This is a genomic window from Verrucomicrobiales bacterium, from assembly GCA_016793885.1.
GTDB lineage: Bacteria > Verrucomicrobiota > Verrucomicrobiia > Limisphaerales > UBA11320 > UBA11320.
Genome location: JAEUHE010000271.1, coordinates 1 through 14,244 on the forward strand (window position 1 = coordinate 1; position 14,244 = coordinate 14,244).

The 14,244-nt window shown below is 58.4% G+C and carries 13 protein-coding genes; 3 read left to right on the plus strand and 10 right to left on the minus strand.

Annotated elements, in window-relative coordinates; genetic code table 11:
• Window positions 1–95: 95 nt before the first annotated feature.
• From JNN07_29125 to JNN07_29165, 9 genes are all read right to left on the minus strand, one after another.
• Complete coding sequence (locus JNN07_29125; protein MBL9171828.1) at window positions 96–293, minus strand: hypothetical protein; 198 nt, start codon at window positions 291–293, stop codon at window positions 96–98.
• A gap of 66 nt (window positions 294–359) precedes the next feature.
• On the minus strand, window positions 360–1,379 hold the full coding sequence (locus JNN07_29130; protein MBL9171829.1) for a twin-arginine translocase subunit TatC: 1,020 nt from the start codon (window positions 1,377–1,379) through the stop codon (window positions 360–362).
• Window positions 1,380–1,401: 22 nt separating this feature from the next.
• Entirely contained in the window at window positions 1,402–1,659 is a 258-nt protein-coding gene (locus JNN07_29135) for a twin-arginine translocase TatA/TatE family subunit (protein ID MBL9171830.1), read from the minus strand.
• 276 nt (window positions 1,660–1,935) lie between these two features.
• Window positions 1,936–2,088, minus strand: coding sequence for a twin-arginine translocase TatA/TatE family subunit (locus JNN07_29140; protein MBL9171831.1), 153 nt, complete (start codon window positions 2,086–2,088; stop codon window positions 1,936–1,938).
• A gap of 97 nt (window positions 2,089–2,185) precedes the next feature.
• Window positions 2,186–2,848 (minus strand): OmpA family protein, encoded by a 663-nt coding sequence (locus tag JNN07_29145; protein MBL9171832.1) that lies wholly within the window; start codon window positions 2,846–2,848, stop codon window positions 2,186–2,188.
• Window positions 2,849–2,869: 21 nt separating this feature from the next.
• Window positions 2,870–4,048 carry a PD40 domain-containing protein gene (locus tag JNN07_29150; GenBank protein ID MBL9171833.1) on the minus strand — a complete coding sequence of 393 codons (1,179 nt, stop codon included), beginning with the start codon at window positions 4,046–4,048 and terminating at the stop codon, window positions 2,870–2,872.
• Complete coding sequence (locus tag JNN07_29155; protein MBL9171834.1) at window positions 4,045–5,094, minus strand: TonB family protein; 1,050 nt, start codon at window positions 5,092–5,094, stop codon at window positions 4,045–4,047. The genes JNN07_29150 and JNN07_29155 overlap by 4 nt, the downstream gene beginning before the upstream one ends.
• Window positions 5,095–5,101: 7 nt before the next feature.
• The gene (locus JNN07_29160) at window positions 5,102–5,521 is read right to left on the minus strand and encodes a biopolymer transporter ExbD (protein ID MBL9171835.1); all 420 of its coding nucleotides are present in this window, start codon (window positions 5,519–5,521) and stop codon (window positions 5,102–5,104) included.
• A 59-nt stretch (window positions 5,522–5,580) separates the two neighbouring features.
• Window positions 5,581–6,291 carry a MotA/TolQ/ExbB proton channel family protein gene (locus JNN07_29165; protein ID MBL9171836.1) on the minus strand — a complete coding sequence of 237 codons (711 nt, stop codon included), beginning with the start codon at window positions 6,289–6,291 and terminating at the stop codon, window positions 5,581–5,583.
• A 256-nt stretch (window positions 6,292–6,547) separates the two neighbouring features.
• On the opposite strand from JNN07_29165, the gene JNN07_29170 reads away from it, so the two are divergent.
• Entirely contained in the window at window positions 6,548–7,813 is a 1,266-nt protein-coding gene (locus JNN07_29170; protein MBL9171837.1) for an outer membrane beta-barrel protein, read from the plus strand.
• 27 nt (window positions 7,814–7,840) lie between these two features.
• A complete protein-coding gene (locus JNN07_29175) occupies window positions 7,841–8,548 on the plus strand; it encodes a polysaccharide biosynthesis/export family protein (protein MBL9171838.1) in 708 nt (235 codons plus the stop codon).
• Between the two features lie 77 nt (window positions 8,549–8,625).
• Here JNN07_29175 and JNN07_29180 read toward each other — a convergent pair whose 3' ends face one another.
• The gene (locus JNN07_29180; protein MBL9171839.1) at window positions 8,626–10,473 is read right to left on the minus strand and encodes a hypothetical protein; all 1,848 of its coding nucleotides are present in this window, start codon (window positions 10,471–10,473) and stop codon (window positions 8,626–8,628) included.
• Between the two features lie 531 nt (window positions 10,474–11,004).
• On the opposite strand from JNN07_29180, the gene JNN07_29185 reads away from it, so the two are divergent.
• Window positions 11,005–13,785 (plus strand): S8 family serine peptidase, encoded by a 2,781-nt coding sequence (locus JNN07_29185; GenBank protein MBL9171840.1) that lies wholly within the window; start codon window positions 11,005–11,007, stop codon window positions 13,783–13,785.
• Window positions 13,786–14,244 lie beyond the last annotated feature (459 nt).

Here is a 14,244-nt window from a genome sequence, read left to right on the forward strand (position 1 = left end):
GCCCGTTATGCAGCTTAATAAACTCCGTCACTGTTTGGGGACTCGATACGTCGAGGTGCTTAGTTGAGTTTTTCATGTAATACCGCTAGCACACCTCAAACAGTGACTTTGCTCAACTGCATGGATTGGGCTTCAGGCGGAGGGGGCACCGAACTGTCATTGGACGCGGGAACCTGCTGAAGCAGGAACTCCATGCTCCCAGGCGTCCGCCCCCCGTACCGAGTTCCGCCTTCAGGCGGAGGGGACACCGATGTGACATTGGACGCGGGAACCTGCTGAAGCAGGAATTCCATGCACCGAGACGTCCGCCTTCAGGTGCCCCGCCCTGGGATGGCTCTCTGTTAGTTAGATGGCCATCCCTAGGCGCGGGTCTCGCGGAGCGCCTTCTTAGCGTCGCCTCGCGCCCAGAACCAAGCGATAATCACGCTGATTTCATAGAGCAGATGCAACGGAGCGGCAAACAGCAGCATCGTGAACGGATCGCCGGAAGGAGTCACCACCGCGCCAATCACCAAATTGATCACAAAGGCGTAGGCCCGGAAGTTCGAGAGCTTCTTGTAGTCCAGCAGACCAATCTTCACCAGCACCAGGATCACCACCGGGATCTCAAAACAGATGCCCATACCGAGGAGGAACTTGGTCACAAAGCTGATGTAATCCTCCGCCCGCCATTCGTCGGCGGCAAACCCCATCCAGACCGCAATATCGACCGAGGCCATCAACGCGACACCCGTCACTACAAAGTACGCGAACAGGACACCCAAAATGAACAACCCGGCCCCAAATCCCACCGCTTGATAGAGGATCTTCTTCTCGTGAACGTGCAGTGCCGGCAGGACAAACTGCCCCACAAAAAGAATGACCAGTGGAGCGGAAAGAATCAGTCCGCCGAACAAGGCCAATTTCAGCATCACCATGACGGGAGCCATCGGTCCAAACATCTTCAACCTCGGGGCTGTGGAGGGAACGAAGGGCACGACATCAGGTTGCAAGGTCAGAAGCCAGTTGCTGCCGATCAGACTCGGGACGAGATTGAGTGAGGCAACACGGTTGCTTCCCGTGTTATTGGTAATCCCGAGCACCGAAGCCGGAAGGACTCCCACCTGATTGGTTCCGAGATGAAGGGGAATAAGCTCGGTGTTTGGCTTCTTGGCCATGACTCCAAGCGGATGATTGAGCGGGAATTCCAGGATCGCGGTGAGATAGTTCGAGCCGATCATACAGACCAGCATCGAAATGAGGATGGTCACTAAGCACTTAATGAGAGTCCATCTCAGGTCCTCAAGGTGCTCGAGAAAGGACTTGATTGGCCCCCCACCCTCTTCCTCAGCATACTCGTCAAGCTGGGAAGGAGAAACCTCGTCCCTTTCAGAATCCATGGAGCGTCAGAACCGTGACCGATTAAACTTTGGGCTGCTCACCAGGGTGATCGGCCGAAGTGCTCTTGGAGACCGTCTCGGCTGGAGGAAGTGTCCGTTTGGGAGGAGGAGGGGGCTCCTCTTCAATGGCTCGTTGCAAGTCATCCTGAACCTCGCGCGTCGCCTTTTTAAATTCCTTGATGCCGCTGCCCAGCCCCTTGGCCAGTTCAGGGATCTTCTTGGCTCCAAAAAGAACCAAGACCACTACCAAAATTCCAATAATTTCAGGCCAGCCTAACATAAATCAATCCAGTTTACTTGAGCCATCACCTCGTGCAAAAGCTCGAACAGAGTTCTTACGGACGCGCGGAAAACACTAAGCTAGAAGCTCCGAACAAAAAATCAAGAGAGCCGGACCCCCAGGGCTTTCCAACCCAGGATTTGAGTTCAGATCTTTGATCGAGCGGACGTCCCCTCAACGCTTCAGCTTCCCGGCTCTGGTTAATGGAAATCAGCTCACTCAGAAAGCCTCGAAGCAGCTCCTCCAAGCAAGGCTATCCAGAGCCTGCACTCCTAACTACTCCGGAGTCTCTTCGCGCGTGGCTTTCTTGAACTCCTTGATGCCGCTGCCCAGCCCCTTCATGAGATCGGGAAGCTTCTTGGCCCCAAAAAGAATCATCACCACCACCAGGAGAGCGATAATCTCTGGCCAACCGAGGAGAGCCAACATGCAAGTGTTCATATCAGTAACTTAACCTAGGCGATTGAACCCAGGTAGTAAAGCGAGGTTTTGACGTCGCTGAAGCACGCCCGCTTCAGCGAATCGCTCATTTCGGCGTCAGCAGCACAAAATCACCGCGACGATTCTTGCTCCAGGCCGTCTCGTCGTGCCCCGGGTCTACCGGCTTATCCTCACCAAAACTGATCGTCCGAATCCGTTCAGCCCCAACGCCCTCCCGTACCAAATACTCCCGAATAGACTGCGCGCGTTTCTCTCCCAGCGAGCGATTATACTCCTCGGTGCCCCGCTCGTCGCAGTGGCCATCGATTTCCATCAGGTGAGTCGTATTGGCCCTCAGGTGGGCCGCCACGGTCTTAATCTTTTCAATCTCGTTCGGCTTGATGGTGTACTTATCGAAGTCAAAGTAGACAGTCTGGGCAGCGAACTTGGATTCGTCGCGGTTAACCCGGTCAGGGCCAAAAGGATCCAGTCCGGATCCCGTAGGATCGCTCACCACGCCTCCATCCGTCACCGGCTGGATGGGACTCAATCCAGACCCGTCGCCACCGGGGCGAATGGGAGCAACACCCAAATCCCCTGGCCCGCCCGTGCGGGGAGTCGTGGGACGCAGGCCTTCCTCGGAAACATTTCCGGTCCGCCCAGGGAGTACAGTTCCCCAACGAGGCCGAGTTTTGCAAGCGGTGGTGCTGATTGCAATGACCAGAATTACCGGCAGCAGCCGGGCAAACATTGAAACGTTCTTTTTCATGCCAAAGGTGAAGATGAGAGCTTATCGAGACCAACTCGGTTGCGAGGTGCTCTCCCATATGCGCGCGACATCCTTGACCCGTTTACTAGAAGCGTCAAGTAGAGAGAGCACTCGATTGTTGTTTTGACGGCGCACGAAAGCGATGGCTCGTGAGTTCGGAGCCCAGCTGGGATCCTCACCCGACTCCAGAATCACGGGATCCCCACCCGAAGTGAGCACAATGCAGATCCGAAAACTCCCGGCTTGGGAGGTAAAGGCGATCCACTTGCCGTCCGGTGACCAGTCCGGCTCGGTGCAGTTAGACACCCCACTGGTGTTAATCTGGCGCGGGCTCCCCCCTTGGGCAGCGATCCGATACAGCCGGTTGGCCCCGCTTGCCTTGGAGACATAGCAAATCTCACGGCTATCCGGCGACCAGCAGGGGGAAGATTCTTCCTCCCGGGTCGTGGTCAATCGCCGAACATTCCCGCCGTTGATGTCGCTGACATACACATCCGGATTTCCCCCCTTACTCAGAATCATTGCCAGGTACTGCCCATTGGGTGACACGGCCGCACTCGTGTTTAAGCCCATGTAGCGGGCAACCGGTTTCCGGTATCCTGTAGTCAATTGATGCGAGAAAATGTCCGGATTACCCAACTTGTAGGAAGTATAGAACAGCATGTCGCGACCAGCCCAACACGGTGCCGCCGCAATGGTTTTGTCCTGGGTGACCTGCTGGGCATTCTGCCCATCGAAGTCGGCAATGAAGATCTCCCGAGCGGTCCCGCGCTGGGCTTTGAAGGCAATCTTGGTCTGCGCAATCCCGGGTCCACGCCCCAAGGCGACCGCAATGGCATCCGCCAACGCATGGGTCTGCGATCGGGTGTTGCCTCCGCGAAAGGCCTGACGCATCAAGTAGTTCTTGTTGATTTTGTCCATCAACAAGCCTTCCACCTGCCCACCCGCGTTCTTCCCGGTCAGGATGTAGTTGGCCTGGCTTTCCGAAACGGCATCCACCCCCATGAACAACAGGTCATTGCGCAACACCGAGTCCACTTCCGGGGGATAACCCGAAATGTGAATGGGGATCGCTTTGGGGAAGCCCATGGGATCGAACTCCTGTCGGATGACAATCTTCTCTTGCGCGACGGCGTGCAATCCCTGCACAGCGAGGGTCCACAGCACCAGGAGGAAAGGGTTCTTAAACAAGGAGTTCATCCAGATCTTCGTTTCGCTTGGAGGTTAAATTCGATGACAAAAGTTCGTTGTTCGTCGCGGGCATTTTCCGGAAACGGGGGGAGTTGCTTCACATCCCGAAGCACTGACTCGATCGACCGATCCATGGCGCTTAACCCTGAGCGACGAGTGATACGCGCGTTGAGAATGGTGCCGTTTCGCAGAACGGTCACGGAAATTTCGGCCTTTCGATCATCTTCGTTGAGGGTGGCCGCAACCCGCCAGGCCGCCTCATAGCGTTGTTTGACGGTTAAAGCGTAGTTCCCATAGGCCTGCCCTCCCGGCCCGCCCACATCGATTTTGACCCCTTTATCGGTGGAGAACCCGGTGCCCAGGGTCTGCAGACTGGACTCCAGAGCGGTCCGCCGCTGCTCCGCCGCGGCTTTGGCCCGGCCATAAGCTTCCTCTTGCGCTTTCCGCTCCGCTTCCGCCACAGCGGCCGCCCTCTTCTCGGCCTCTCGCTGCTTGCGCTTCGCGTCGTCATTCGACCGCGTGATGACTTTGGTGAGGTCGATCTCCGGCTGAGAATTCTTCAGGGTCGGCTTCGTTGACTCCGCAGGTTCTGGCGTGACCTTGGGCTTATCCAACTTGGGATCTGGCTTGATCTCTGGCTTCGTGGCGACCTTGGTTTCTATGCGCTTGGGTGGCGTGGGACGCGGTTTGGTCACCGGAGGCGTCTCCACCTTTTCGAGCTTCGGCGGATCCACCGGCTCAACCGGGGGCGGAGGAGCGACGGGTTGAGGAATGGAAGTCGTGGAAACAGGCGGAGCGAGCTCCTCTTGAGGTGGCACCGCTATCGGGGGACTGGAGCCGGCGGCGGCCTCGCTCTCATCTTGAGGCAATTTTGGGTTCCCCCCGCCGCCCGCCAGCATCTCGTCGATCAAGATCGACGGCATGAATTTCATCTTGGGCAGGCTGTCGGTAGGAGGCTTGCTTAGGAAAAACGCCGAACCAAAGGCAAAGATCACGAACAGCAGGAGGTGCGCTCCTGAGGACGCGATCAGGCACTTTTGGTGGGATCGATTCACAGCAGCTCTAGGGTTTTCCCGTCGGAGAGGTCCGCAAGGAAACTTGCGTGATCCCCCGGATCTCCAGTTTGTTCAATAAAGCGGCCAAGTGTTTGTAAGGGCCGTTTTCATCATAGCGGATATAGACCACCATTTTCGGATTTTTTCGATAGGCCTGCACCAATTCCTGCTCCACCTGAGCCAGGTTCATGGGGCGCGATCCAAACACGTAGCGGCCCTGGGGACTGATATCGACCGTCTTGATGTCGGACTTCTCGAAGGGCTTGTCCTTGGCGCCCCCCGAGGGCAGCTGCAGATCCAGCCCCTGCTCCAGCAGCGGGGTGGTGATGACAAAGATGATCAGCAGCACGAAAGCCAGGTCGAGCAGCGGGGTGATGTTGATGTCATTCAACGTCACCAGCGAATTGCGTTGGGAGAATCGTCTCATTTAAGGGCTGTCTCAATTATCGCATCACAGAAGATGCCTGCACTCCGCCTGCCGCCCGTCTAGTCATCCAACAAGTATTCGGTCTCGATCTTGGACGTGAGCTCCTGGGCGAAGTTATCCAACTCCACCGTGGCCACCCGCAAATTATGCACCAGCCAGTTGTAACCAAACATCGACGGAATAGCGACCAGCAGCCCCGCCACCGTGGTGACCAAGGCCGCCGCCACACCCGGTGCCATTGTCGCCAGATCCGCTTTTCCCGCCATCGCCACATAGCTAAAGGCGCTCATCACACCCCAAACCGTCCCCAGCAAACCAAGGAAAGGCGCCCCGCTAACCGCGATCGCCAAGAGAATTAGACCGGATTCGAGCTTCAAAGACTCCCGGGCCACGGAAGATTCCAAAGTTCGCTTCACATGCTCGATCGCCTTCAGGGAGACATGCTTCTTCCGCACCCCTTCCTGAGGGGTCCGCAGCCGGACTTCCAGCTCCTGACACCCTTGATGATAGACCATGAACAAGGGGCAGTCGGGAACCTCGACCCGACGGTCATACACCTCCAGAACATGCTTCTGACTACGAAACTCCTGGTCGAAGAAGTGGTTCAGCTTCCGCGCCCGACGCATCTGCAGCGCCTTGTACGCCATGGTCGACCAGGCGAAGATCGAGAAAAACAACAAGACCACGATGATCGCCTTGCCTTCCCAAGTGGCTTTTTCCCACACATAGGCGAGGTCATTCGCGGCCAACAAAAAAATAGAAGCGTGCATTGAGAGATCGAGCCCGGTGCATCGGGACAGACAGTGTGTAACTGGCCGCGAGCACGGGGTCAAAAAATTTCCAGAGTTAAAAACGAGCGCCACCAGCGGGGAATTCAAAAGATATGCAGGGGAATGAGGCTGAAGGCACCCTTGGGAATCGCTCCAGGTTTTTGCTAAGTGATTTCCAGTCCCGGCCGATAGGACCATGGTGAATGATGGCAATTCATTGCTTTCTCGTCGCCAGCTTAGTAAGAACTGCATCCACATGATGCAGCGTTCCTCGTTTCCACGGATGGCAGGGGTTTGGGGCTGTTTTGCGGCGGGCCTGGCAGGAGTGCCGCTCGCCGGCTGGTCCCAGGAGGCCCTGAGGTCGGCAGTCATTGGCGACCGGTCCTACACCACTCGCTCCGCTCCCCTTCAGAACCCGGAGGAATACCACATCGCCGGCCCGCTGAGCTATCGGCTCGGGCTCAGTTATTCGCTCGAGTGGATGGACAACGTGTTCCATGCCGACACAAATAAGGAGTCGGACTTCGCACACACCCCACAGCTCGATTTTGACGCCCGCTGGCAAATCACCCAAGAATCGATGCTGCATTTCGGCACCGGGATCTCCTATCGGAAATACCAGGAGACCGAAGGTCAGGATCGCCTGGGGGTGACCCCCAACTCAGAACTGGCCTGGGATATCCGCGTCAAGGATTGGGTGTTTACCCTCTACGACCGTTTCAACTACTCCCAAGACGTTATTTCCCAAGGCACGCTGACCGGGATCGCCGCGTTCCCTAGGTTTGAGAACACGGCCGGTGTGCGAGCATCCTGGCGCCCCAACGCCTTCGGAGTTCAGCTCGGCTATGGACATGAGAATTACTTCAGCAGCTCCTCTCAATTTACCTACCTGGACCGGACATCCGAACAGTTTTTCAGTCGCTTTGGCTATAGCTTCGCCGCACAAACCGAGGCGGGTTTGGAGGTCACTGGCGGCTTGGTCAACTACTCGGACACCGTCCAATCGGATAACCAAAACGTCAGCGTCGGCCCGTTCGTCAGCTGGCAGGTAACAAAAGCGATCAGCCTCGACCTGCGCGGTGGCTATGTCACTTACGACTTCGACCCGAGCGATCTCCAAGCCAATCCGCAACAATTGAATTCCTACTACGCCGGGCTGGGCGCCCGCTATCAGATCACCCAGCACATCGTGGACACATTGGACATCAACAAAGAGGTCCAGCAGGCTCTGAATCAGGGCGGCCAGTTCATCGAGCAACTGACCATACGAAACGGAATCGGCTGGGCCTTCCACAAGCACGCCACGTTCGGAGGCGACGTTTTCTATACCCGAGGCAAGGAACCACGCGTCGGATTCGAAGACCGGTATCATCAGCTGGGCTTCGGAACCACGGTCCGTTATGAAATCACGGACAACCTGGCACCCAGCCTGCGCTACAGCTACGCCCGAAGGAACTCCAATCAGAGCGGCCGCGACTATGTCGTCAATAGCGTGGTGTTCTCGATCACTTACCGATTTTAAACTCGAACCCTTCCCACCGAAACGATCATGAAACTGCCCCCCATCCTCCAGGCTCTGCTCTCCACTTCCGCCGCCGCTGAATCCAGGTCAGCCGCATCCAGCCCGCAGGGGTTCCCAGGAAGCCTTCGATTCCTTGCTTTCTCAGTCCTGCTAGGGCTGCTGGTCGGATGTGGCGGGGGACCGGGATCTTCGACGACAACGCCAGCGGCCGCGTCGGCCAGCGGTCAGCCTACCAGCGCCAACGTGACGTTCCGGGAGGGTGACATGGCGAAAATCACGTTCGATGCCAGCACCAACCTGAACGCCGTGGTCAAAGTGCAGCTGGATGGCACCATTACCATGCCGCTCATTGGTGAATTGAAGGCCGCCGGAAAAACGGCCGCCGACCTCCGCGCGGACCTCATGAAATCCTACTCGACTCTGCTCAAGGGCGAGGAAATCACGGTCTCGTTGGCTTCCACCACCTCCAGCGTCTACATCTCCGGGGCGGTGCTCCGTCCCGGCCGATTCCCGATGGACCGGCCTCTCACCGTCATGGACGCAGTCATGGAAGCGGGCGGCTTCGACCTCAACCGAGCCAAGCCCAGTGGAGTTACCGTTTTTCGCGTCGAGGACGGCAAGCAAAAGAGCTACAAGATCGACATGCGAAAGGTTCTGAACGGCCACCAGCAGGATCTGTTCTATCTGAAACCCTTCGACACCATTCACGTGCCGGAGAAGACGTTCAATTTTTAAGCCAAAAACCCCGACCGCTCTGGGAGCGATCGGGGTTGCGCGACTGAGGAGAGAGATTCTACGATTCCAGCACGTTCTCAGAAGTAGCGGCCGTTCGTGCCGAACCAGACGCTCGAGCCGTTGCGCCACTCGGGGCTGCTACCACCCCAACCCATGTTGCACTTGAAGTACCGTTGGGTATCCCAAGTGACACCCAACAACTTGTAGCTGCGGGACTTGTAGCCGTAAGCCAAGGGATAGTGCCAGTAGAACCCCAATCCGATGATGGCCGGACGGCCCGCCTGGATGGAATCGCGAGCCTTGCCCACGGAGCCCGGGCTCAGGTAAGGAACACCCCAGTTCCAGGAGATGGAATAACCCGCACCACGAGCATCACCCCACTTGTAACCATTCTTCATTTCCCAAGGAACCGTCGCCGCTTGGCCCGACACACAGAAGGTTCCAACCCGAGGGAAGATGTAGCGGCAGCAATCACGGACGCTGTCGTCGTTATAAAGAGGGGAGTCGGCCAAACCAGGATTCTTCAGCGTGCGGGTGGAGCCATGACGATCCCACCATCCATAGAGCATCGCCCAAGCGGTCGGACCGCAACCACTGGCACCTGATGAGCACATCTGAGGATCGTTGGAGAATTGGCTGTAGCGGCGCTGATCGCTCCAGCTGCCGGCATACCAGTAACTCCAGGAGGTCCATCCGGTCGAAGCCATGTTCACAACCGCACCGCCATTGGGTCCGAGGATGACCAGCAGGATCGCTTCGCTGGTGCCGTCCCCGTAGGTGACATCCAGGCGACCGCTTCCCGCACCCACCCCAGTGATCAGCAGGCCGCCGCCGGCCGCGTTTCGTTGAATGCGAGCGATGTTGGGGGTGTCCAGTTCGAATCCTTTGATGGTCTTGCCACGCAATATGAGCTGCTCTGAGTTCAGCTTGATCTGGACGACGGTGGGCTCGATGCCCCGAACCGTCTCCCACTCCTTCTTCACCTGCTGCGTGCGGATATCGCGAAGCTTCTGGAAGAAGGGGCTGGTAACGAAGTCCTTCTTGAACTCCTCATACGATCCATAACCACCCGATTTGAACTCCGGAGCTTGGTCCGATTTTTCCCCGCCCCGATCGGCGATACCTTCGAATTCCTTTCCGGCCAGGTCGATGATCTTGGGATCGATCCAGAACGGCTCATTGCCCAAGCTTCCCAGCACCTCCCCCTTGGTGCCCTCCGCCACGAGCAACCCTTCATCATAACGAATCGGCTTAAAGGCGGACGTGGTGCGAACTTTGCGCAGCAGGCGCTCCACCGGCGTAGGTCCAACGTCGCCAAACTGCACGACGGGCGAGTCACCAGGATGCAAACCGATAAGAATATAACCAAACTCAGACCGCTCATCATCGTCGATGGGAGGGCTGAGCTGGAGACCCGAAGCCTTGGCGTCTCCCCGGGTGGGAATCTGGCGCTTCACGACTTTAAACTCAAGATAGGCCGGGGACTTGCCACCCTCAAAGGAGGGATCGTAAACGGGATAGCACACTGGCCCGAGCTGCACATCGTGCCAGTTACCCTCCGGATCGGTTCCCTCTTCACCTTCGCCCTTGGTTTCCCCTTCCACCAGGAAGTCCTTCAGGAAGCTTTGGGCGATGTCGATGGCGAAGGCGGGTGCCTCCCGCAGTGGGATGATCGGAACCGCCCCGCCGATGCCCCCGTTCTCGATCTTCAATCGATAGAAGGATTTGGTGCCATCAGTGGTTTGCACGAAGGCGCCGTTTCCGGCCGGAGTGAGCTGGCTCTCCGGGACAGGTTTCCACTGCTTCATATCGGTGGACTCCTCAAATTGGAGGAGGACCGAGGCTGCACGTGCGCCCGAGACGAAGAGCAAAGTGGTGCCCAAGAGCGCCGGCATGACGAATTGTTCGAATCGCGAGTTTTTCATATCTATTAGATTCAAGGTTGCTGTTGTGGTTGTGGGCCAGTCGGGATAGCCCGAACTTTGGAAGAAACTCCCACCACAAGGGGTGAGGACATCCTGCGGCCGACCGAGCCGCCCTACCCGCATCACTCACTCCGTTGAGCAAGCGAACCGAGGCGTTCCACTGCCTACTTCGATTTTCCGAAGCCCTCTCTTACAAAAAATATCCAGGGACCAGGCGGTCGAGTTACAGACCCCGCGCGAAGCCACCAATACCGTTCCCGAGTTGTTGCCCACGGATCACGGATCACGCGGATCACACGGATGGAAGGACAGGTGCAGGGATTACTACCGACAGCTTCCGGGTGCGGGTTGCTGCCTGCCGTCGGCTCGGGGGTCTGTTTCCTGATCGGTGAGATCCCCGCAATCCGTGATTCACCAGGTGCCGGATCTAAGATTCATAGCATTGCCTCCAACTTTCCGACAAAGCCTTCGACAAAGGTGGGACCTATCTCCAAACTACCACCGGTCCTGAAACGCCGACCGAACACACCCATGCAAGCCCACCCCCCCTCCCCAGAGCATATCCGAAGGTACGTTCGACGGACGGGGATCGGTATCATGCTGCTGGCTCTCCTGGGTGGGCTGGTTTGGTTCACACCACCGTCCCCAAAAGACTTGTCTCCACCCAGTTCTCAGGACAGCCCCCAAGCGTGGACCACTCCCGATCCAGACATCCAGAAGGCCGACGCGGCGCGGAGCTCGGGAAGTCGCAACCCCAGCCTCCTGGCACCGTCCGAGCCCTCCGGTGCCCATCGGCCCAATCCCCTTTCCTCCGCGGCCAGCTCATCCGTTCGCTTCAACGGGAAGACTTTCCTTTCGGATCCCAGTGCCGCGTCTCGTCTCCAGGAGCTACAAACGAATCTCCTAGACACCCAAAGCCAGGTCGTCCTGCTCGGATTCGATCACCCGCTGACCCCCAGCCAGAAACAGCAACTTCTCCGCGCCGGCATCTCTCTGCTCGCACCGATTCCAGATCAAGGTTGGGTTGCCCGTGTCGGAAGTCGCCGAGGGCAGGCCATCGAACAACTCGCAGGCGTCGATCTCCTTCAACCGTTTGACTCCGCACTGCGTATCCGCCCCACCCTTCGCCAATCGTCCACCGAGCCAGAGACTCCAGTGTATGTGCATCTGGTGCCCGACCGGGGCGGAACGAGTTTGATGAAGAGTCTGGAAACGGCCGGGTTCAACGAACTCACCGTCCAGGTAACCCCCTCGCACTCCTACGTTGCCGGGCGCATCGCCAACCCTCGGTTGGAGTCGTTTCTCGACCTCACCGGAAACCATCCCGATGTACAGTTCGTCGAACGGGGCATGCGGGCGCAAACCTTGAACCAGAATGCGCGGCGGACCCTGCAGTCCGGTGATTTCTTGGGACCGATTCCATTCTGGCAGGCGGGCATCCACGGTTCCAACCAAGTCATCGCCGTGTGCGATACGGGCATCGACCTCGACTCTTGCTACTTTCGAGACACCTTCGACCGCTGGCCTCCAACGAACTCTCTCACCGGCGTGAAAGTCGACCTCAGCCAGCGCAAGGTGATCGCGGTGAACTTTATTTACTCGGGCGACCGTCCCGATGTGGCTGAAGGATGGGACAATCAAGGCCACGGAACCGCGGTGGCGGGGTGCGCTGCGGGGGCCGATGTGAACGCCCTGCTCGATCCAGACATTCCCAACGGCATGGCCCCCGGCGCCAAAATCATTATGCAAGACGCCGGATTTTCAGGCACCGACGTCTGCGCCGACCTCATCGGACTAGGGTGTCCAGTCACCAACTACCTGCCCGTCCTCCTGCAGGCTCAGGGCCAGGGTGCCCTCATCCATAACAACAGCTGGGGCGATCGCGAGGATGCCCTGGATCAGAATACATACTCCCAGCCCAGTCGTGAGCTCGATCAAGTCACATGGCAGCACCCGGAGTTTCTGGTGGTCTGCGCGGGCGGGAACAGTGTACTGAGCGATACGGTGGGTAGCCCTTCCGTCGCGAAGAACAGCCTGAGCGTGGCGGCCACCCAATCGGGATCGGCGCAGGAACGCATCGCGTTCTTCTCCAGCCGAGGATGGGCCAGCGATGGTCGCCTCAAGCCGGATCTCGCCGCTCCCGGCCAAAGCATCCGAACTTCCGGGGGCGATGGCGACGTCACAACGCGCAACTGCACCAGCACCTCAGTCAGCGGCACCAGCTTTTCCTCGCCCCTGGTCGCCGGCCTGGCGGCGCTGGTGCGAGATTACTTCGCCCAGGGGTTCTACCCCGATGGCACTCCGTCGGTGTTGCGCGCGCGCCCGCAGGTGAGCGCGGCGCTGGTGAAGGGCATCCTCATCAACTCCACTGTGCCGGTACTCCAGGCATCGGCGGCTCCACCCTCGCGGGACCAGGGCTGGGGTCGCGTCAATCTCTCCCAAAGCCTTCCGCTCTCCGCAAACTCTGTTCGGCTGCTGGCCATTGACGCGACCAACGGATTCGATCGCCTGAGCGATTTTCCTCGAGTCACCTATGTGCGCGCCCGAAGCCAAAGCCCTCTGAAGGCAACGCTCACTTGGAGTGACTACCCCGCCACCCCCGGGGCAGATAAGCACCTGGTCAACGACCTGGACCTTCGCGTTCGGAGCCGGGCCCGCGAATTTCGAGGCAACGACTGGGAGAACGGCGCCTCCGTCCAGGGAGGAGACTTCGATCATGTCAACAATGTGGAACAGGTCCTGACCACCCCTGCGATCCATGAGGTGTTCGAGCTTTCGGTCTGGAACCATCAACTGGTGCACGGTCCCCAACCCTTCGCCCTGGTCGTCACCGGCGACTTTGAAGCGATCCCCCCGGAGGAGGACACGGATCAGGACGGTCTGCCGGATGGATGGGAGCTCTGGCAGCAGGGCGATATGACCCTCGACGCGGACGGGGACCCCGACGCGGACGGCAGCAACAACCGTACGGAGTTCGCCGCCAACACCAATCCCTTCAATCCAACGTCCCGTCCGTTGCTTGAGATCGAGTCGCTCGATGACGCCCAACTTCACCTCGAGTTCGCGGTCAGCGAAGGACGGAGTTACGTGGTGGAGGAATTGGTGCTGGGCGCTGAGACGCAGCCGCCCGGACCCGATGCAACCACGTGGCACTGGGTCGCACGAACCGAGGAATGGGTCGCTGGGAACCCCACAGGTGAAGGGGTTCGTCAGGTGCAGCTTTCCCGCATTCCAACCCCCAACCCCTCCGCCGGAGCCGAAGGCCGACTCTACCGCGTCCGGATCAGCAGATCCGACGCGGGTTTGGAATGACCCGCCCGTCTTGGAGGTTCACTTCGTCTCACAAGTCTGGGTGGAGGTGGCGACCTGAGGAGATGTCACGGGTCCCGTCTCGAACCAACTCTCCATGAACTCTTTACTCTCCGCGCCTCCGCGAGAGATTCCGGCAGTCCTTTCCGAGTCAGGGGAGGGATCTTTTCTCGCGGAGGCGCGGAGAGCGCGGAGGAGCACTAAGTCAGTGAGAACCGACATGTGGGCTCTCGAGGTAAAAAGTGGCCGTAGCGGGAGGCAGGGTGGGATTGAAGCTTTTCGTCGGTCGTATCCCCAAGCGAAAACCTGGCTCATCGGAGCAGAGGGCGTGAAACCGGAGGAATTTTTCTCACGTCCAGCACAGGATTGGTTTTCCTAAGAGATCGCTCTCCACCGACAAATGCTTTTGCATTTTCGGCGGCGCTCTTTCAAGGTGACACCTGTGACGCAACCGCTAGCGCT

Bases quoted from the DNA above. Each gene is read 5' to 3' on its own strand.
- JNN07_29150 (MBL9171833.1), bottom strand. From the start codon at position 4,048: ATGAACTCCTTGTTTAAGAACCCTTTCCTCCTGGTGCTGTGGACCCTC.
- JNN07_29145 (MBL9171832.1), bottom strand. From the start codon at position 2,848: ATGAAAAAGAACGTTTCAATGTTTGCCCGGCTGCTGCCGGTAATTCTG.
- JNN07_29175 (MBL9171838.1), top strand. From the start codon at position 7,841: ATGAAACTGCCCCCCATCCTCCAGGCTCTGCTCTCCACTTCCGCCGCC.
- JNN07_29135 (MBL9171830.1), bottom strand. From the start codon at position 1,659: ATGTTAGGCTGGCCTGAAATTATTGGAATTTTGGTAGTGGTCTTGGTT.
- JNN07_29125 (MBL9171828.1), bottom strand. From the start codon at position 293: ATGGAATTCCTGCTTCAGCAGGTTCCCGCGTCCAATGTCACATCGGTG.
- JNN07_29130 (MBL9171829.1), bottom strand. From the start codon at position 1,379: ATGGATTCTGAAAGGGACGAGGTTTCTCCTTCCCAGCTTGACGAGTAT.
- JNN07_29180 (MBL9171839.1), bottom strand. From the start codon at position 10,473: ATGAAAAACTCGCGATTCGAACAATTCGTCATGCCGGCGCTCTTGGGC.
- JNN07_29165 (MBL9171836.1), bottom strand. From the start codon at position 6,291: ATGCACGCTTCTATTTTTTTGTTGGCCGCGAATGACCTCGCCTATGTG.
- JNN07_29140 (MBL9171831.1), bottom strand. From the start codon at position 2,088: ATGTTGGCTCTCCTCGGTTGGCCAGAGATTATCGCTCTCCTGGTGGTG.
- JNN07_29185 (MBL9171840.1), top strand. From the start codon at position 11,005: ATGCAAGCCCACCCCCCCTCCCCAGAGCATATCCGAAGGTACGTTCGA.
- JNN07_29170 (MBL9171837.1), top strand. From the start codon at position 6,548: ATGATGCAGCGTTCCTCGTTTCCACGGATGGCAGGGGTTTGGGGCTGT.
- JNN07_29160 (MBL9171835.1), bottom strand. From the start codon at position 5,521: ATGAGACGATTCTCCCAACGCAATTCGCTGGTGACGTTGAATGACATC.